The organism is Pantoea sp. BL1 (assembly GCF_000963985.1).
In the GTDB taxonomy this organism is placed as follows: Bacteria; Pseudomonadota; Gammaproteobacteria; order Enterobacterales; family Enterobacteriaceae; genus Pantoea; species Pantoea rwandensis_B.
In genome coordinates this window covers 57198-74791 of record NZ_JZRH01000036.1, presented here as the reverse complement: position 1 = coordinate 74791, position 17594 = coordinate 57198, and the positions used below count along the sequence as shown (strand labels likewise).

Below are 17594 nucleotides of genomic sequence, written 5' to 3'. Positions count from 1 at the left end.
GTATAATGCGCAGCCAAACCTAAGTAAGCCGGAGAGAAACCATGCGTCCAGCAGGCCGTAACGCATCTGAAGTGCGTCCCGTCACCCTCACTCGTCACTACACCAAACATGCAGAAGGATCCGTGCTGGTTGAGTTCGGTGAAACCAAAGTGCTGTGCACCGCCACCGTTGAAGAGGGTGTGCCACGTTTCCTCAAAGGCAAAGGTCAGGGCTGGGTCACTGCGGAATACGGCATGTTGCCGCGTTCCACCCACAGCCGTATGGCGCGCGAAGCGGCCAAAGGTAAGCAAGGTGGCCGTACGCTGGAGATTCAACGTCTGATTGCTCGCTCGCTGCGTGCCGCGGTGGATTTGGATGCGCTGGGCGAGTTCACCATCACACTGGACTGCGACGTGATTCAGGCCGACGGTGGCACGCGTACGGCGTCGATTACCGGTGCATGCGTCGCGTTAGCCGATGCGTTGAATGCGCTGGTTGCGGCGGGCAAGTTAAAAGCCAGCCCGTTAAAAGGCATGGTGGCGGCGATTTCGGTCGGTATCGTTGGTGGTGAAGCGCTGTGCGATCTGGAGTACGTGGAAGATTCTGCGGCTGAAACCGATATGAACGTCGTCATGACTGAAGATGGCCGCATGATTGAAGTGCAGGGCACCGCCGAAGGCGAGCCGTTCAGCCATGAGGAATTACTGCAGCTGCTGGCGCTGGCGCGAGGCGGCATTGAGCAGTTGATTCAGGCGCAAAAAGCAGCGCTAACAAATTGATATAACAGGCGACCATAGAGTCGCCTTTTCTTTATTTGAGGAGTGAGAAATGAAAGCCTGGCAGCGTCAGTTTATTGAATTCGCCCTGAACAAAGGGGTGCTGAAGTTTGGTGAGTTCACCCTGAAATCGGGTCGTAAAAGCCCGTACTTCTTTAATGCCGGTTTATTCAATACCGGCCGTGACTTAGCGCTGCTGGGACGTTTCTATGCGCAGGCGCTGGTGGATGGCGGCGTTGATTTTGATCTGCTGTTTGGCCCGGCCTACAAAGGGATTCCGATTGCCACCACCACGGCCGTCGCACTGGCCGATCATCATGATCGCGATGTGCCTTACTGCTTCAATCGTAAAGAAGCCAAAGACCATGGTGAAGGCGGCTTGCTGGTCGGTAGCCCGCTGCAGGGTAAGGTGATGCTGGTGGATGATGTGATCACCGCAGGTACCGCCATTCGTGAATCGATGGATATCATCAGCGCGCACAATGCCACATTGGCGGGCGTCATGATTTCGCTGGATCGCCAGGAGCGCGGCCGTGGCGATATCTCCGCCATTCAGGAAGTGGAACGTGACTATCAGTGCAAAGTCACGGCGATCATTACGCTCGCGGAACTGATTGATTATCTGGAAGAGAAGCCGGAAATGGCAGACCATCTGGCGAAAGTGCGGGCGTATCGTAAAGAGTACGGTATCTAACACCGCGGCTTTATCACGGTCGCCATCGCTGGCGACCGGATGATGAACCACGGTACTTTATCGCGTACCCAATCATGGGCGCGCTGGATGAATCGTTACACTAGCTGTGCCGCAATCAGTGGCCAGCGGCTCTCAAAATCAGCTGTTGGACGATAGCGGAATTCAGAACGCACATAGCGGGAAAGCAATCCTTCGCAGAACGCCAGTAATTGGCTCGCCAGCAGTGTTTCATCGGTCTGGAAACCTTCACCGTCACGCATTTTCTTCTCGCGCATCACCTGACGCAGTTGCACCTCAATGCGTTCGAACAGCTGGTTGATGCGACCTTGCAGACGATCCTGTTCAAACATCAGCGCATGGCCGGTCAAAATGCGCGTCAGCCCCGGATTACGCTCACCAAATCCCAGAATCAGCTGCACGATTAAACGCAGTCGTGCGAGTGTTTCTTTCTCATCTTTCAGGATTAGATTGATGCGGGTAATCAGACTGTCTTCAATAAACTCGATCAGGCTGTCGAACATACGCGTTTTGCTCGGGAAGTGACGGTAGAGTGCCGCTTCCGAAACGCCTACATTGGCTGCCAGCTTGGCGGTGGTGATTCGCTGACTGCCATCGCCCGACTCCAGCATTTGCGCTAGCGCCTGCAAAATCTCTTCGCGACGATTCCGTTTCGCGGCTTTTTTTTCTGCCATGACCTTCAAGACCCCTGAAATTCACCAAAAACAGGCAATACTGCCTCGTCAGCCACAAGCGGTTTGGCCCGTGGCGACGAGAGATAAAAAGATGGCTTGCGAAAAGTGTCGCGTGTTACTGACGACCGGAGTGGCCGAAACCGCCGGCGCCGCGATCGCTGGTGTCAAAATCTTCCACCAGGTTGAATTCGGCTTGTACCACAGGCACAAAGACAAGTTGTGCCAAACGGTCGCCAGGCTGCAGCGTAAAGCTATCCTGACCACGGTTCCAGACGGAGACCATCAGTTGGCCCTGATAATCGGAGTCGATTAAGCCCACCAGGTTGCCCAGCACGATCCCATGCTTATGGCCCAGACCTGAGCGGGGCAAAATCACAGCGGCCAGCGCAGGGTCAGCAATGTGAATTGCCAGACCGGTTGGCACCAGCGTGGTCATGCCTGGGGAGATCTCCAGTGCACCATCAAGGCAAGCACGCAGATCGAGACCCGCAGAACCCGAGGTGGCATAAGTTGGCAGTGGGAATTCGTTACCCACGCGCGCATCCAGAATTTTAACGTCGATTTTTTTCATCATAACGGCTGACAATCTCGTCTATTAATTGTTGGCCAAGGAGCGTCTTATCACTGAGCGGTAAGACTTTCTCTCCTTCCTGCCAAAAAAGGTGAAGAGCATTGGTGTCGCTATTGAATCCCTGTCCTGCCTGCGCCACATCGTTCGCGCAGATCAGGTCCAGATTTTTTCGCACCCGTTTTTGCCGCGCGTATTCTTCCACATTCTGGGTTTCGGCAGCAAATCCCACCACATAAGGGCGATGTTTCTGCAATGCCGCTACGCCTGCGACAATATCCGGGTTCTTCACCAACTGCAGCGTGACGTTATCATCGCCACCCTGTTTTTTGATTTTCTCTGCGGCAATGTTTGCCGCCCGGTAGTCTGCCACGGCAGCGCTGGCAATGAAAATATGTTGTTGGCTGATTTGCGCCATCACCGCCGCTTCCATTTCCAGTGCACTCCCCACATCAACGCGCGTGACGCCAGCGGGCGTGGGCAGTGTGACCGGGCCCGCCACCAGTGTCACCGTTGCGCCACGTTTTGCTGCGGCGGCGGCAATGGCGAACCCCATTTTACCGGAGCTGTGATTGCTAATGTAACGAACCGGGTCCAGCGCCTCACGGGTTGGACCGGCGGTGATCATAATGTTGAGATGTTGCAGATCGTTGACGGGCGCGGCCCACTCCAGCGCATGAGCGACAATTGCCAGCGGATCAAGCATGCGGCCGGGGCCCACATCGCCGCAGGCCTGGCTGCCGCTGTCTGGCCCCCAAATCAGAACGCCTCGCTGATTGAGACGCTGAAGATTTTCCTGGGTAATCGGCGCGCGGTACATCTGTTGGTTCATGGCCGGCACGATCGCCAGAGGTGCTGCGCTGGCGAGGCAGGCGGTGGTGACCAAATCGTTAGCCATCCCTGCCGTGATACGTGCGATCAAATCGGCGGTCGCGGGGGCCAGTACAATCAGATCAGCCCATTTCGCCAGCTCGATATGGCCCATCGCGGCTTCAGCGGCAGGGTCGAGTAAATCATCCAGCACCGGATATCCGGAAACGGCTTGTAAGCTGAGCGGGGTGATAAAGGCTTTCGCTGCATCAGTCATCATGACACGCACCTCTGCGCCACGATCGCGCAGACGACGAACCAACTCGGGTGTTTTATAAGCAGCAATACCGCCGCTGACGCCGAGCAGAATTTTTTTTCCGGCTAATCCCGTCATGTTCTTTGCCTCAACTCAAAACGGATTGCCGCTGTGATGCGGCAGATGCAGGCAACTTTATCACAAAATCCATCGACCGCCTTTTCACGGCCTGTGCCCTTTGCGAGATGGCTCTGAAATCGCGACCGGCTAGCTGGTATGCCTCCTGGCAAATACGCACAATCGCCCTGACCCAGGAAGGAGAATGTCATGACGGAACTGGCCCCACGAGAAAAACTGGCCATCACAGGCGCAGAATCATTGAGCGATGCAGAACTGCTGGCGATTTTTTTGCGCACCGGCAGCCACGGTATCCCGGTGATGATATTGGCGCGACAAATGCTTAACGAGTTTGGCTCGCTATATCGCATCATGACCGCAAATGAAGCAGAACTGAGCGTGATTAAAGGCGTAGGCACGGCCAAAATTACCCAACTGCATGCGGTTGCTGAACTGGGACGACGTTTTTTCGCCAGTCAGCTGGCGCGAGAAAATGTGATGGAGAATCCACAGGTGACAAGGCATTACCTGCAAAGTGTGCTGGCGCATCAGGAGCGAGAAGTTTTTATGGCGCTGTTTTTGGATAATCAGCATCGGGTTCTGCAGGCGCAAAAAATGTTCAGCGGCAGTATTGCCAGTGTTGAAGTCCATCCACGTGAAATTGTGCGTGAAGCGTTAAAACTCAACGCGGCCGCCGTGATTCTGGCGCATAATCATCCCTCTGGTGTCGCTGAACCGAGCCGTGCCGATCGCGATATCACCGTTAAAGTCGGGCAGGCTTGCGCGCTGCTGAATATTCGCTTACTGGATCATTTGGTGATCGGTCATGGCGAGTTTACCTCTTTCGCAGAACGCGGATGGCTGTAAAACATCCGCCCGATTGAGCAGAAATGATGCATTTTCACGCGATCCATCGGGATCTTTATTTGTTCGGGACTTGAGCACTCGGGCTGAGCGGCGTATACTACGCCACCTTTGAGAATCTCGGGTTTGGCGTTTGGGCCAGCTTAGCGGGTTCACATGGAACTCGCCTGGGCGGGCTAAGGCCTGACGAGGCGGCCAAAACCTAGTTTTTAAAGCTCGAGCTGATTTGATTTTTGGAGAATAGAAATGTCACGAGTCTGCCAGGTAACTGGAAAGCGTCCGGTGACGGGTAACAACCGTTCCCACGCAATGAACGCGACGAAACGCCGTTTCCTGCCGAACCTGCACTCTCACCGTTTCTGGGTTGAGAGCGAAAAGCGCTTCGTTACTCTGCGTGTATCTGCTAAAGGTATGCGTGTTATTGATAAAAAGGGCATTGATACGGTTCTGACCGAAATCCGCGCCCGTGGTGAGAAGTACTAAGTACTAAGGAACTGAATCATGGCTAAAGGTATTCGTGAGAAGATCAAGCTGGTTTCCTCTGCTGGTACAGGTCACTTCTATACCACCACGAAGAACAAACGTACTAAACCAGAGAAACTGGAACTGAAAAAGTTCGATCCGGTTGTACGTCAGCACGTGATCTACAAAGAAGCTAAAATTAAGTAATTTTAGTGTTCTTGCGAAAAACCCGGCTTCGGCCGGGTTTTTTGTTTCTGCGGTTTGTTGAGGAGATGACATGCCTGAATTACCAGAGGTAGAAACCAGCCGACGTGGTATTGAGCCACATATGGTAGGCGCGACCATTTTGCATGCGATTGTGCGTAATTCACGCCTGCGCTGGCCGGTCTCGCACGAAATCCATGCGCTAAGTGACCAGCCGGTGCTGAGCGTGCAACGGCGCGCAAAATACCTGCTGCTGGAACTGCCACACGGCTGGATTATCATTCACCTCGGCATGTCTGGCAGCCTTCGAGTCCTTCCTGGTGAGCAACCCGCCGCAAAACACGATCACGTCGATTTGGTGATGAGCAACGGCAAGGTGCTGCGTTATACCGATCCACGCCGCTTTGGTGCGTGGTTGTGGACTCCTGATCTGGAAGGCAGCAGCGTACTGGCACATCTCGGTCCTGAGCCGCTCAGCAGCGAATTCGATGGTGCTTATCTGTTTGAGAAGTCGCGCGGCAAACGCACGGTCATTAAACAGTGGCTGATGGATAACAAAGTGGTGGTTGGCGTGGGCAACATTTACGCCAGCGAATCACTGTTTACCGCCGGGATCTTACCCGATCGACCGGCGATGAGTTTGAGTCGTGATGAAGCGGAGTTGATGGTGGCGACAATCAAGGCCGTATTGCTGCGTTCGATTGAGCAGGGCGGTACCACGCTACGTGATTTCCTGCAAACGGATGGGAAGCCTGGCTACTTTGCTCAGGAATTGCAGGTCTATGGCCGAGCGGGCGAACCCTGCCGAGCCTGCGGTACGCCAATCGTCAGCGGCAAACATGGCCAGCGCAGCACCTTCTGGTGCCCTCGCTGCCAGCATTAATCAGGGCTGCGCCAGTTTTGCCAGCAATGCCTGATGCACCACGGCAGGCAGAAATGCCTGCACATCACCTTTATGACGCGCCACTTCCTTCACCAGCGACGATGACACGAACGAGAATCCTTCGGACGGCATCAGAAATACACTCTCCAGTGAAGGAAGCAGATGACGGTTCATCTGTGCCAGCTGCAGCTCATATTCGAAATCTGACACTGCACGCAGTCCTCGCACCAGCACATTGGCATTTTGCGCTTTGGCGAAGTTCGCCATCAAATCGCTAAAACCCAAAACCTCAACATTGGCTAAGTGCTGAGTAGCCTGCCGTGCCAAATCTACGCGCTCATCGAGTGTAAACAGCGGCCTTTTGCTGGGACTGGCGGCAATGGCAACCACGATGCGATCAAACATCTGCGCCGCGCGCGTCACAATATCCACATGGCCCAACGTGATGGGATCGAACGTGCCGGGATAAATCGCTTTGGTGCTCATACGCGACCTTGAGTTGAGGTGTGATGCAGCGCCCAGAGCGCTGAGTATTTGTTAAAGGTGTATTGTGCGTTCACGACGGCCAGAATCCAGCCCTGCTTGCCGTCAAGGAATCCGGCACGCAGCAGCAACGTCTTAAGGAATGCGCCCAACGTGTGGCTGAAAATCGAGAAGATGCCACAACGCTTGCCTCGCTGAAAACGTTCTTGCGCCCAGGCTTCGGCATAATTCATCTGTTTGCGTTGGAAAGCGATCAAATCGCGGCAGGTGAGATGCTGGAGATCGCCTGGTAACGCCACCACCGATGCGCCCTGGGTTTCCAGCGATTCGTGCACCAGATTGTCATTGTAATTGAGTGCGCGAGGATAGAGGCGCATCACGCGATCCGGATACCAGCCACTATGGCGCATAAAGCGGCCAAGAAACAAATTGCTGCGTCCCAGGCTATAAACGGTAGCGGAGGGTGGCTGCTCAAGTACGTTTTCAATCGCGCGGCGCAACTCGGGTGTGACACGTTCATCGGCATCCAGCATCAGAATCATATCGCCGCTTGCATGAGCTTGTGCACGCTGGCGCTGCTTGCCGAAACCCGCCCAGCCTTCAGCCTGATGCACCTGCGCGCCGTGCGCGCGGGCCACTGCTACGGTGTTATCCTGGCTGCCTGAATCCAGCAGCACAATCTCATCTGCCCAGCTCACTGAGGCCAGCGCCTCCGGCAGCAATTCAGCTTCGTTTTTGGCGATCATCACCACGGAAAGACGTTGGCGTTGTGGCATGCGTTAATGAGCTCGTGGCGGCAAATGTGGTTCGAGTAACTGTAGCAGACGCTGCAATGCGCCCTGATTTTGATGCAGCACTTCGACAGCGTGGCGACCGTAATAGCGGCGGTAATCATCATCCTGCAACAGGTTGGCCACCTGTTTCTCCAGCGAAACCACGTCGGTGACGGTGATCAGGCCTTCTGCCTGCTGCAATTTGGCGCAGATATCTTTGAAGTTCCAGATATGCGGACCCATCAGCACCGGAATAGCATGGGCGGCCGGTTCCAGCGGATTATGACCGCCGCGTTCTACCAGACTGCCACCAACAAAGGCGATATCGGCGATGCCGTAAAGCAGCATTAATTCACCCATGGTGTCGCCAATCACAACCTGCGTTGCGCCAGACGGAATTTCACCGCTGCTGCGCAGAGTGAAACTGAAACCGCGCTTTTGCGTCAGTTCACAGGCATCTTTGAAACGTTCAGGATGGCGTGGCACCAGAATCAGCATCAGATCGGGGAACTGCTGCAGCAGACGACGATGCGCATCGAGGATGATGGTCTCTTCGCCTTCGTGCGTGCTGGTTGCGATCCACACCGGGCGGCGCGATGCCCATTGACGGCGCAGGGTGACCGCACGGGCCGCCAGTTCTGGCGTTACAGAGATATCAAACTTCAGGCTACCGGTGACGGCGAGATGCGTTCGTTTAAGGCCGAGGCTGAGGAATCGCTCAGCATCCTCGTTGTTCTGCGCTGCTATCAGCGTGATGCGCTGCAGCAAATCACGCATAAAGCCACCGAGTTTTTTATAACCTTTGGCCGAACGCTCTGACAGACGGGCATTGGCAATGACCAGCGGAATTTGGCGCTGGTGCAGAATACGGATGATGTTCGGCCACAACTCGGTCTCCATGATGATCACCAGACGAGGATCAACGGTATCGAGGAAACGGTTAATCGAACCGGGCAAATCATAGGGCAGATAGACATGATGCACATCTTTACCAAACGCGGACTGAGCGCGTTCGGAACCCGTGGGCGTCATGGTGGTCACGGTGATGGGCAGTGTGGGATAGCGATGGCGCAATGCGCGCACCAGCGGCACGGCAGCGAGCGTCTCACCCACAGAAACGGAATGCAGCACGATACCGTGCGGTTCAACTTTGCCCGCGCAGTAGCCGTAACGTTCCGCCCAGCGTTTACGATAGGCCGGTGCTTTTCGACCGCGCAGCCACAGGCGCAGCCAGATCAGTGGCTGTATTAAATAGAGCAGGGCTGTGTATAGAGTTGTCATAGTTATCGTTACGACAGATTCGCGTCAAAAAACACATGAAAGGCGGCATGTTATCAGAAACTGACCGCCTGCTCATACCACTTCGTCAGCTGGCATTCAGCACCTGCTGATAGAGTGAAGTCAGCGACTGCGCCAGCCGCTGCGGACCAAAAGGTTCGATTCTGCGGCGTGCGGCTTCACCCATGGCAGAATTCTGCGAAAGTGCAGGTGTGGCGACAATGGCGTCATTTAATGCCTTGATATCTAATGCATCACAAACGAAGCCTTCCTGGCCGGCTTGAATAAATTCTGCGCCGCCACAGCCGGTGCTGGTAATCACGGCCAAACCGCAGGCCATCGCTTCCAGCACCACATTCGGAAAAGGATCATAAAGCGTGGGCAACAGTAAGGCGTCAGCGGCGTGATAATAGGGCTGCACATCCTGCTGCACGCCAACAAAGCGCAAGCGATCGAGGCAATTAAGCTGGTTAGCCAACTGCTGATAGCGTGAAAGTTGCTTGTCCTGGCCAACCACAACCAGATAGCGATCGCTGTGGGCGAGTGCTTCGATGGCGGCTTTCAAGCCTTTGCGCTCAAAGCCTGAACCCACGTAGATCATCACCGTGGCATCTTGTGGCAGCGTCAATTGCTGGCGCATGGCATAGCGCTGAGCTTCTGTTGCTGGCTGGAAACGCTGGCTATCAATGGCGTTGTGAATGACATGGATTTTGCTGGCATCTAGCGTGAAATGACGCAAAATATCTTGCTTCACCATCTCAGAGTTACAGATTACTGCTTTTAAAGATGCTGCATTGAACATCTCTGCTTCAGCCTGCAAAACATAGCGATGGTAAGGACTCAGGCTGGCGCTCAAACGCTGCCAGGGTGAGACGATACGCGCACGTTGTTCCAGCCACACGCGATGGACGCCATCACCGGCGCGAAAAATATCGCAGCCCGCAATGCGTTCGTGGCTCTGCACGATATCGAACTTTTCACGTTCCCAGCATGCACGTGCCGCGCGGGCAAAACCGCGTTCGCGCGATACGCGTTCAAATTTGGCGGGATTGCAGATGTGCAGATGCCAGGCCGGATTGGGTGTGCCCTGCCAGCTACGTGTGATGATATTCAGATCGAGCTGTTCGCTGTCCAGTGCTTCCAGCGCCCGCGAGATGAAACGCTCGGCACCGCCATCCGGACGATATTTCTGCCGGACAATCGCCAGGCGTAACTTAGTCATGCAAAAAACTCCTGGCGGCGGCCACCACATCATCCACCGGAATGGCTGAGAGATAGCGCTGTTCTGTTTTGGTATCGATGTCGTCTGGCGAAGGCAGCGGTGCATAATCACCGGCCCAGATCACGCGATTGTTTTCACCCCACGGACGCCAGTGTTGCAGTTTGGTGGGGCCAAACAGCGCAAGACAGGGTGTATCGAGTGCGGCGGCCATGTGCATGGGGGCAGAATCCACACCGATAAATAGCTGCGCGGCATCAATCAATGCCGCCAGTTGCGGCAATGAAAACTGCCCAGCAAGTGAAACCACATTCTGGCTGTGGCACAGCGACTGAATGTGGGCAATCATCGCTTGCTCTTTCTGGTCTGGGGCAGCGGTAAGAACAAGGGTATGGCCGTCAGCCGCGAGCGTATCAATCAGCTGCGCGACCTTTTCATCTTCCCAGCATTTAAATACCCAACGCGATGTCGGCTGTAACACGATAAACGGCCCGCTGACCTGTTGCTGAGCCAATGCATCCTGCACTTTCTGTTTGTCTGCCGCACTAAAGTGCATTGAGGCTTTTGCACCTTCCGCGCTGATACCTAGCGGCTCAAGCGCCGCCATATTCTGCTCGACGGTATGCAATTGATTATGTGTTTTTGTCGAAACCAGATAGTTATGGCACCAACGCCACAGGGCGTGATCACGTTTGGCGTAGGCAAACCCAATACGCACCGGAGCGGCTGAAAAACGCGTGATAATCGCGCTACGCCACTGGTCGGCGAGGTTAATCACCAGGTCATAATGACAGGCACGTACAGCTGAAAGCAGAGCCATCTCGTGGCGGAACTTCTGCCAGCCACCCTCTTTTTTCCAGTTGCGGTCAATGATGTGCAACTGGCGAATAGCGGGGTGCGCTTCCAGCATCGGCCGCGTCTCTTTGTACAACAGGACGTCGATGTTGGCCTGGGGATAGCGTTGGCGGAGCGCATTGATAACGGGCGTGGTCAGCAGCATATCGCCGTGATGGCGCAGCTTGATCAGCAGAATGTTTTTCGGTGCAAATTGGACTGGAATCGGGCTTGCCATACTCAAATGATCTCAAATTTCAGTGAGCTGATTGTAGGGCAAACCCCTATAGGGCGAAAGCCAGCCGCGACGCTTATTTGTTACGCCAGCGATAAATGCGACTCAGCCATAACAGCAGTTGATACCACTGCCGCGCGCCGCGTGCATTACGCAGCATCCTTTTATGGGTTTGCGTTGCAAACAGATCCGCAATCATCGCCTGCCGTGCGCTCTCTTCCGGTTCACGGCGAATGGAATGGCAGACGCTGAGCGCTTCATGTGTGATTTGATAATGAAATGCGGGATAGATTTTAACTTTATCGCGGTAGCGTGTATTGATCTCTTCCAGCATCCTGGCGATTTTCAGGTAGTGGCGTTGATACTCCACATTGCGCTGACCGGTGCGTTTGCGGTTGCTTATGGAGGCATCATGCAGGTAGTAGCGGTAGAGCATTTGCTCGGTGTAGCGCACGCGTTTGGCGTTGAACATGAACTCTGTGGTCCAGGGAATATCCTGATGATGCAGCCCTGGTTCGAAAGTAAGATTGTTTTGCTCAATCAATTCACGACGATAAATGCCCAGCCACACCACATGCATGTATCGATGAGTCTGGAGCGCTTTATTTAGCCATTGAGGACCGTTTAATATTTTAGTGCTTCTTAAACGTTTTAATGGGATAAGAGGCTTAACTGTCTTGCTAGTTTTAAAAAACCACTCAGCATTGCATTGGACAGCATCCAGGTTTTCCTGTTCGGCCATTTCAACTAGTATTTGATACATTTCCGGAGACATGGTGTCATCTGAATCCGGGAACGTGACATATTTACCACGTGCAATATCCAATCCAGCATTACGTGCTAAAGATACGCCGCCATTTGTTTGATGAATAACATGTACATGAGGATACTGTTGCTCATAAGCGTCAGCAGATTGACCGGACCCATCGGTCGAGCCATCATCAACGATAATGATTTCCAGTGATTTCAGTGTTTGCGCCAGAAGAGATTCCATAAAGTTATGAAACATCTCACCCGCGTTATACATAGGTGTGATGACGGATAGCAAAGGTGCAATATTCTGTGTCATAAACTAACGGCTTTGTTTGTTAATAATAAATGAAGTTTTAGCATGTCTCATTATGAAAAAGTATCCCCATAGAAGTATAATGAAATAAGGAGATTCCCGATTATAAAACTGTGAATCACCCATGCTGAAATAGACGACGGGTATGGCTAATAGCAGCAATTCATAACGCTTTTCACTTCCCGTAAAGGGGGAAAAAAGCAGGCTTGCAAACAAGGAAAGCATAATAGCTCCACCTATAATTCCCTGGAGTGAAAAGCTTTCAACCAAATCATTGTGGGTGTGGAACTGAATATTCCAAAGAGCAATCTTATTGCTGGGTTGGTTGTTTTCTATCCAAATTTTTGCCTCATCATTGCGGCTATCTGCTGATTGTCCCCATGGATGCTGAGCAAAAGCCCAGATACCCGATTGCCACATCCCAATTCGCCCCCCAATCGACGTGCTGGGGTTACCATTCTGATATTCCGTGACTTCAGTTTTAACTGAATCTACGCGTGCGAGTAGTTCACTTGAATATTTCCCGGCAAAGAAAAATCCAGTAAATATTAACAGAAGGAGTAAGCTAAGTGCCGAAACTATCATTTTCCAATTCGAGTGGGCGAAATAATAAATAACGCCGACGACACAAAATATCGTAAAGAGAATAATAGCGGAACGAGTGCCAGATACGGCCAAAAGAATAAATGAGATGGCTGAGATTATTATTATCGGTAAAATATAATGACGCTTAAAAATATGGCGAATTGACCATAGCGTAACCAATGCTAAAAGTGTAAACATATAAGCGCCCGATGTGGCTGCGTCAGAATTGATTTTCGGACGATTATGGGTTGCTATGGCAATGTTAACATTAATTATGATAACGACTATCAGCATTGCGCAGAGTAAGAGGGTTCCATACTTAACCAGTAATGGAGATATTTCCCAATCTGCACTCATTCGGTGGATAATATAAAGTAAAAAAGAACCTAAAATCATTCTTTTACCGCTAATCTCATAATGTTCTGCTATTAGAGGCAAATGATGGTTCACTGTTACAAGTGCCCAAATCCACTTTGAAAGCCCTAAGGCTAGAAAGAGAGTGGGCACTAAATAGAAATATACCTTTTTGTCTTGTTTTACGACTAACCATATAAAGGTAATCACTGCAATGTAAGTGAGTATGTAGAATGCGTTTCGTGATATCGCCCCTGAAACGAGAAAAAATGACATTGAGATAAGCATTAGGAAGAAAATAACATTCCCAAGGTTTTTTTTATTTCCCATGCTTTCAAAACTTAATGGTAAGCGCATAACATCCTCACTTGAAAAACTTCATCTTGATATATTTTGCAGAGCATTCCAGGAATTGAAGGTAATTTCCTTTATACCAATGTATACGAGATAGGCGTTTGATTTCTTTATAGTTACCCGGCTGTTCATAGGCTTGTGATGACCAAGGGGATTGAGCGTTATAATAATCATATAATTCTGATATATCCCCTCCAGCCCAGTTATGCCAAGGTTTACATTTTCCGGTGAAATGAACCATTACAGTATCTTCAGGTAATTGGATTTCATGCCATACTTTATGAGATATAATGTCATAAATATAGTTGTACTTTTTTGGTAGAAGATATGTCTCATTTTCCAACAGGACATTTAGCGCATCCTGATCAGGGAATCGAAAAGAGGGACCTTCTCTGGTCAATAGGTCGCAAACACGCTCGGTAATATGGTGGGAATTCCATTGCGGAATATTAATCATCAATAATCCAGAGTTGAAATAATTACCACTCGTCAACTTTAATGCCGCACATTGTATCTGTCGTGCCCGTTTCGTGTCGTTACATACACCAACAGTCTTACCTAAAAAATCTAGCGTAAGAAGGTCTGTGAGATCGCCAGTGACCAGTGTATCTGCGTCAATGTAAAGTACTCTGTCACTGTGATTTTTCACCACGGCTGGAATGATGAGTCGGAAATAAATACTCTTAGAATAACGGCCTATGGTGGGTAAATCGTCCATCCAGGTTTCATCAAAAAGGTGTACAGAAATAGCGACTGGATAGCGTTTGGCCAGAACTTTTAGTCGACTTTTGTCCTGATCGGATATGCTTGTGGTAAAAATATGTACGTGAAATGACTGCTCTGGATGATGTTTAAGCAGTGAAAAAAGGGAAATCCCCATCCCTCGGGTGTAAGCCTGATTGATAGCAAAGGCGACATGATAGGGAGTACCATTTTTTTCAATGAGCGTACAGCCTATCAGTTCACTGTTATTAATTGGATTGGACAGGTAGGAAGGAGTCATTTTATTTTGAATTCCATATTCCAATTATGAATGACTTAATAGACTGCATTTTTTCATCATCAAGCTTAAAAAGTTCATCTGCAGAGTTTTTGAATGTATAGGGTGCTGAAAAAATAAAGCTGGTTGCTGGAATATTATCAGGGCCGATTAGTAATACTTTATTTATCGGACGTTGTTCCTGAACATTACAGGGTCCATAAAGTACTACAACTGGTACATTTTGCGCATCCGCGATGTAGACATTACCTGAGTCGGACGCAATGTAAACATCCATTTTATCAATAGCCCATGGAACCTCTTCAAGGGTTAAATGTCCTATTAAATTAACAATGTTTCCATTATTTCCAGTTAGAGTTAGCAGTTCGTCCAGATAGGGTTGCTCGGACGGAGGGCCAAACACATACCATGTGCAGGGTAAATCAGCCATTGCCTCCATGAGCTTATTCCACACGGCTGCGGGTATCGTTTTTGCGCGATTACCCGCTGAGATGCTGATGCCTATTCTTAAATTTTTATGAACTGACATCAGCGCAACGGGGGGGGAAATAGGCTCAAAAAGCGGAGAGGTAGCATGCTTAGGGAAATCAGTATGACTATATTCACGATTAATGAGTTTAAGGTAGCTATCGATGGTCAAATCTTGTTTTCTATGCTCCACAATCCCTTTGGCAGTACGATAGAAGATAGCATGGTATGGTTTTAATACATAAGTCCGTAAAAACTGCTTATTTGGCGCGTTGCATAATGCGGAAAAAAAGAGGTTGGTGCTGTTTGGTTGTACCAAGTAAATATTGTCGTAACGATTCATTATAGAAAAAGCCAAATTAATTTTCGTTACTAAATTGCGTTTGGCTTCTTCAATTAAAAAAATTTTAGATATGGTTTCGTCATGTTCCGCTAATGGTTTTACCGTCTTACTAATCAGTACGTCGGATTTTATGAGTGCACGAAGCATAGGTGTAATATTGATAAAATCGCCAATTTTAGCCGTTTGAATTACCAGGCTCCGCCCCGTTGGGCGATAAAATAAACGCATTATCCCTTTTAAGGGAAGTAGTAAAATATATATGATGACGTAATTCATAGCGTGTTGTCCACGAGTAATATCGAGAGCTTCTTATAAACATTTAAAGCGCTTAAGTATTCTAAATTATTATTTTCTGCCTTTAACTCATGCTGATTCTTCCCATACCCCCCAATCAGCCCCGGATCAGTTGGACCAAACAGCGTAATATTCGGGCGGTCCAGCGCGGCGGTCAGGTGACTCAAACCCGTGTCGACCGAAACGACAGCGCGTGCCCCCGCCAACTGCTGTGCCACTTGTTCCAGCGCTAATTTTGGTAGCACCTCAACGTGGCAAAAACCTTCCGCCATTCTTAATGCACGCTGATGCTCATGTTCAGCACCCCACGGCAGTTTCACCCGCAGACCCGTCGGCTGTACCCGTTCAATAAGTTCGCGCCAGTGCGCCTCTGGCCAATGTTTGTTATCGCGGGTGGTCGCATGCAAAAACACCAGGTATTGATGCGCATCGTTGGGCAGCTTAGAAAGGAAATGTCCCGCAATGGCATAATCACCCTGGGTCTCCGGTTTCGCATAATCCAGGCTTTTCGCAAATAGCTCACGCGTGCGTTCAACCGCGTGTTGCTGTTTATTAATTTCATGGCGTTTGTCATACCACCAGCTGGCAAAGGGTTCCCGCGCGCTGCGGCTGTCTTGTCCATGCTTAACGCCTTTAGCCAGGCGCGTCACCAGCGCAGCGCTTTTGATCAACCCCTGGGCATCAATCACCACATCATACTGGCGCGATTGCAGCTCACGTTTGAACAAGACGCGCTCTTCGCGCTGCTGACTGCCAAACCAATGTTTACGCCAGCGACGAATCGCCACCGGCAGCACTTTATCCACTGCCGGATGCCAACTGGGGATCTGTGCAAAATTCTCTTCGACAACCCAATCAAAACGAATGCCGGGAATAGCCTGCATCGCATCTGTGAGCGCCGGTAACGTGTGCAGCACGTCCCCCATTGAGGAGGTTTTTACAATCAAAACGTGCATGGCTACTCCTGCACCAAATGCAGCAGCGTGCTGAGTTCCTGATGAACTCGAGCCGGCTGAATATCAATGAGACTTTGGTGATAACCCTCTTCGGCATCACCTTTGCGTACTTTGTGATAGCCGGAGATTAAACGAATTACGCGCGCCTGATGAGACAGCGGTGGTGTGAAATCCGGGCTACTTGGGCCATACAAGGCGACCAAAGGACGGTTCAGTGCGGCGGCAATGTGCATCAACCCGGAATCATTACTGACGATAGCCGCACAATGTGCGATTAAGATTACCGCTTGTTCTAATTGCGTATCGCCGGCCAGATTTTTGCAGTGTACCCGCGCTGATTCCGATAACGTTTGAACGATAGTGTCACCGGTTTCGCGATCTTTCGCGGAACCGAACAACACCACCTGGTACCCTTCGCCAATCAGTTGTTCAGCAAGCGCAGCGTAATGATAGTGCGGCCAGCGTTTCGCTGGACCAAATTCGGCACCAGGGCAGAACCCTATAGCAGGACGATCGGCCGACAAAGAAAACTGCGCTGCCGTCATGCGCTTCTCGTCTTCATCGACACGCAACTGTGGCCACAGTAATGGCTGCGGCAACTGTTGAGCGGAGGCGATGGGTTTGTCGTAGCCCAGTGCAACATAGCGCTCCACCATCAGCGGAAACGCGGCTTTATCCAGCACACGCACATCGTTCAACACGCCATAACGCATCTCACCGCGCCAACCGACACGGCGCTTAATACCTGCAAAGAACGGCACCAGCGCTGATTTGAACGAATTCGGCAGCACATAAGCACGGTCATAACCGCTGGCCTGAAGGGATTTCCCCAAACGCCGCCTTTCACCCAGTGCCAAAGCACCATGGCCCAGTGGCATCGCCAGCGCTTGATTGACTTCCGGCATCCGTGACAGCAGTGGCCGACACCATGCCGGCGCCATTACATCAATGACCGCATCCGGGTGCTCAGCCTTGAGCGTGCGATAGAGACTTTGCGACATCATCATATCGCCGACCCAGGAAGGGCCAATGACCAGAATTTTCATC

At 51.2% G+C, this 17594-nt stretch carries 20 protein-coding genes; 6 read left to right on the top strand and 14 right to left on the bottom strand.

What is annotated here, in order from left to right:
• The first annotated feature begins 41 nt into the window (after nucleotides 1–41).
• Both rph and pyrE read left to right on the top strand, forming a co-directional pair.
• The gene (rph, locus tag VH86_RS17415; protein ID WP_034823841.1) at nucleotides 42–758 is read left to right on the top strand and encodes a ribonuclease PH; all 717 of its coding nucleotides are present in this window, start codon (nucleotides 42–44) and stop codon (nucleotides 756–758) included.
• 49 nt (nucleotides 759–807) lie between these two features.
• Nucleotides 808–1449 carry an orotate phosphoribosyltransferase gene (pyrE, locus tag VH86_RS17410; protein ID WP_034823839.1) on the top strand — a complete coding sequence of 214 codons (642 nt, stop codon included), beginning with the start codon at nucleotides 808–810 and terminating at the stop codon, nucleotides 1447–1449.
• 95 nt (nucleotides 1450–1544) lie between these two features.
• On the opposite strand, the gene slmA is transcribed toward pyrE, so the two are convergent.
• The 3 genes from slmA to coaBC all read right to left on the bottom strand — a co-directional run bounded on the left by slmA (nucleotide 1545) and on the right by coaBC (nucleotide 3913).
• Nucleotides 1545–2141: a nucleoid occlusion factor SlmA gene (slmA, locus tag VH86_RS17405; RefSeq protein ID WP_045833648.1), complete on the bottom strand. Its 597-nt coding sequence runs from the start codon at nucleotides 2139–2141 to the stop codon at nucleotides 1545–1547.
• 115 nt (nucleotides 2142–2256) lie between these two features.
• Nucleotides 2257–2715, bottom strand: a complete 459-nt coding sequence (gene dut / locus VH86_RS17400) for a dUTP diphosphatase (protein ID WP_034823835.1) — start codon at nucleotides 2713–2715, stop codon at nucleotides 2257–2259.
• Nucleotides 2693–3913, bottom strand: a complete 1221-nt coding sequence (gene coaBC / locus VH86_RS17395; RefSeq protein WP_045833647.1) for a bifunctional phosphopantothenoylcysteine decarboxylase/phosphopantothenate--cysteine ligase CoaBC — start codon at nucleotides 3911–3913, stop codon at nucleotides 2693–2695. Before coaBC ends, dut begins: the two co-directional genes overlap by 23 nt.
• A gap of 189 nt (nucleotides 3914–4102) precedes the next feature.
• On the opposite strand from coaBC, the gene radC reads away from it, so the two are divergent.
• From radC to mutM, 4 genes are all read left to right on the top strand, one after another.
• Complete coding sequence (radC, locus tag VH86_RS17390; protein ID WP_045833646.1) at nucleotides 4103–4759, top strand: DNA repair protein RadC; 657 nt, start codon at nucleotides 4103–4105, stop codon at nucleotides 4757–4759.
• Nucleotides 4760–5002: 243 nt separating this feature from the next.
• The gene (gene rpmB, locus VH86_RS17385; protein WP_007885297.1) at nucleotides 5003–5239 is read left to right on the top strand and encodes a 50S ribosomal protein L28; all 237 of its coding nucleotides are present in this window, start codon (nucleotides 5003–5005) and stop codon (nucleotides 5237–5239) included.
• A gap of 18 nt (nucleotides 5240–5257) precedes the next feature.
• The gene (rpmG, locus tag VH86_RS17380; protein ID WP_001051798.1) at nucleotides 5258–5425 is read left to right on the top strand and encodes a 50S ribosomal protein L33; all 168 of its coding nucleotides are present in this window, start codon (nucleotides 5258–5260) and stop codon (nucleotides 5423–5425) included.
• 70 nt (nucleotides 5426–5495) lie between these two features.
• On the top strand, nucleotides 5496–6305 hold the full coding sequence (mutM, locus tag VH86_RS17375) for a bifunctional DNA-formamidopyrimidine glycosylase/DNA-(apurinic or apyrimidinic site) lyase (protein ID WP_045833645.1): 810 nt from the start codon (nucleotides 5496–5498) through the stop codon (nucleotides 6303–6305).
• On the opposite strand, the gene coaD is transcribed toward mutM, so the two are convergent.
• From coaD to rfaF, 11 genes are all read right to left on the bottom strand, one after another.
• A complete protein-coding gene (gene coaD, locus VH86_RS17370) occupies nucleotides 6306–6791 on the bottom strand; it encodes a pantetheine-phosphate adenylyltransferase (protein WP_045833644.1) in 486 nt (161 codons plus the stop codon).
• A complete protein-coding gene (locus VH86_RS17365; protein ID WP_045833643.1) occupies nucleotides 6788–7564 on the bottom strand; it encodes a glycosyltransferase family 2 protein in 777 nt (258 codons plus the stop codon). Before VH86_RS17365 ends, coaD begins: the two co-directional genes overlap by 4 nt.
• A 3-nt stretch (nucleotides 7565–7567) precedes the next feature.
• Nucleotides 7568–8842: a lipid IV(A) 3-deoxy-D-manno-octulosonic acid transferase gene (gene waaA / locus VH86_RS17360; protein WP_034823818.1), complete on the bottom strand. Its 1275-nt coding sequence runs from the start codon at nucleotides 8840–8842 to the stop codon at nucleotides 7568–7570.
• A gap of 85 nt (nucleotides 8843–8927) precedes the next feature.
• A complete protein-coding gene (locus VH86_RS17355; protein ID WP_045833642.1) occupies nucleotides 8928–10061 on the bottom strand; it encodes a glycosyltransferase family 4 protein in 1134 nt (377 codons plus the stop codon).
• On the bottom strand, nucleotides 10054–11130 hold the full coding sequence (gene rfaQ, locus VH86_RS17350) for a putative lipopolysaccharide heptosyltransferase III (RefSeq protein WP_045833641.1): 1077 nt from the start codon (nucleotides 11128–11130) through the stop codon (nucleotides 10054–10056). Before rfaQ ends, VH86_RS17355 begins: the two co-directional genes overlap by 8 nt.
• 73 nt (nucleotides 11131–11203) lie before the next feature.
• Nucleotides 11204–12196: a glycosyltransferase gene (locus tag VH86_RS17345; protein ID WP_045833640.1), complete on the bottom strand. Its 993-nt coding sequence runs from the start codon at nucleotides 12194–12196 to the stop codon at nucleotides 11204–11206.
• Nucleotides 12197–12199: 3 nt separating this feature from the next.
• Nucleotides 12200–13489 carry an O-antigen ligase gene (locus VH86_RS17340; protein WP_045833639.1) on the bottom strand — a complete coding sequence of 430 codons (1290 nt, stop codon included), beginning with the start codon at nucleotides 13487–13489 and terminating at the stop codon, nucleotides 12200–12202.
• Nucleotides 13490–13496: 7 nt separating this feature from the next.
• Nucleotides 13497–14489, bottom strand: coding sequence for a glycosyltransferase family 8 protein (locus VH86_RS17335; RefSeq protein ID WP_045833638.1), 993 nt, complete (start codon nucleotides 14487–14489; stop codon nucleotides 13497–13499).
• Between the two features lies 1 nt (nucleotide 14490).
• Entirely contained in the window at nucleotides 14491–15573 is a 1083-nt protein-coding gene (locus VH86_RS17330) for a glycosyltransferase family 9 protein (protein ID WP_045833637.1), read from the bottom strand.
• Nucleotides 15570–16547, bottom strand: a complete 978-nt coding sequence (gene rfaC / locus VH86_RS17325) for a lipopolysaccharide heptosyltransferase RfaC (protein ID WP_045833636.1) — start codon at nucleotides 16545–16547, stop codon at nucleotides 15570–15572. Before rfaC ends, VH86_RS17330 begins: the two co-directional genes overlap by 4 nt.
• Before the next feature lie 2 nt (nucleotides 16548–16549).
• Nucleotides 16550–17593 (bottom strand): ADP-heptose--LPS heptosyltransferase RfaF, encoded by a 1044-nt coding sequence (rfaF, locus tag VH86_RS17320; protein ID WP_038644061.1) that lies wholly within the window; start codon nucleotides 17591–17593, stop codon nucleotides 16550–16552.
• Nucleotide 17594 lies beyond the last annotated feature (1 nt).

Bases quoted from the DNA above. Each gene is read 5' to 3' on its own strand.
- rph (WP_034823841.1), top strand. From the start codon at position 42: ATGCGTCCAGCAGGCCGTAACGCATCTGAAGTGCGTCCCGTCACCCTC.
- pyrE (WP_034823839.1), top strand. From the start codon at position 808: ATGAAAGCCTGGCAGCGTCAGTTTATTGAATTCGCCCTGAACAAAGGG.
- slmA (WP_045833648.1), bottom strand. From the start codon at position 2,141: ATGGCAGAAAAAAAAGCCGCGAAACGGAATCGTCGCGAAGAGATTTTG.
- dut (WP_034823835.1), bottom strand. From the start codon at position 2,715: ATGATGAAAAAAATCGACGTTAAAATTCTGGATGCGCGCGTGGGTAAC.
- coaBC (WP_045833647.1), bottom strand. From the start codon at position 3,913: ATGACGGGATTAGCCGGAAAAAAAATTCTGCTCGGCGTCAGCGGCGGT.
- radC (WP_045833646.1), top strand. From the start codon at position 4,103: ATGACGGAACTGGCCCCACGAGAAAAACTGGCCATCACAGGCGCAGAA.
- rpmB (WP_007885297.1), top strand. From the start codon at position 5,003: ATGTCACGAGTCTGCCAGGTAACTGGAAAGCGTCCGGTGACGGGTAAC.
- rpmG (WP_001051798.1), top strand. From the start codon at position 5,258: ATGGCTAAAGGTATTCGTGAGAAGATCAAGCTGGTTTCCTCTGCTGGT.
- mutM (WP_045833645.1), top strand. From the start codon at position 5,496: ATGCCTGAATTACCAGAGGTAGAAACCAGCCGACGTGGTATTGAGCCA.
- coaD (WP_045833644.1), bottom strand. From the start codon at position 6,791: ATGAGCACCAAAGCGATTTATCCCGGCACGTTCGATCCCATCACGTTG.
- VH86_RS17365 (WP_045833643.1), bottom strand. From the start codon at position 7,564: ATGCCACAACGCCAACGTCTTTCCGTGGTGATGATCGCCAAAAACGAA.
- waaA (WP_034823818.1), bottom strand. From the start codon at position 8,842: ATGACAACTCTATACACAGCCCTGCTCTATTTAATACAGCCACTGATC.
- VH86_RS17355 (WP_045833642.1), bottom strand. From the start codon at position 10,061: ATGACTAAGTTACGCCTGGCGATTGTCCGGCAGAAATATCGTCCGGAT.
- rfaQ (WP_045833641.1), bottom strand. From the start codon at position 11,130: ATGGCAAGCCCGATTCCAGTCCAATTTGCACCGAAAAACATTCTGCTG.
- VH86_RS17345 (WP_045833640.1), bottom strand. From the start codon at position 12,196: ATGACACAGAATATTGCACCTTTGCTATCCGTCATCACACCTATGTAT.
- VH86_RS17340 (WP_045833639.1), bottom strand. From the start codon at position 13,489: ATGCGCTTACCATTAAGTTTTGAAAGCATGGGAAATAAAAAAAACCTT.
- VH86_RS17335 (WP_045833638.1), bottom strand. From the start codon at position 14,489: ATGACTCCTTCCTACCTGTCCAATCCAATTAATAACAGTGAACTGATA.
- VH86_RS17330 (WP_045833637.1), bottom strand. From the start codon at position 15,573: ATGAATTACGTCATCATATATATTTTACTACTTCCCTTAAAAGGGATA.
- rfaC (WP_045833636.1), bottom strand. From the start codon at position 16,547: ATGCACGTTTTGATTGTAAAAACCTCCTCAATGGGGGACGTGCTGCAC.
- rfaF (WP_038644061.1), bottom strand. From the start codon at position 17,593: ATGAAAATTCTGGTCATTGGCCCTTCCTGGGTCGGCGATATGATGATG.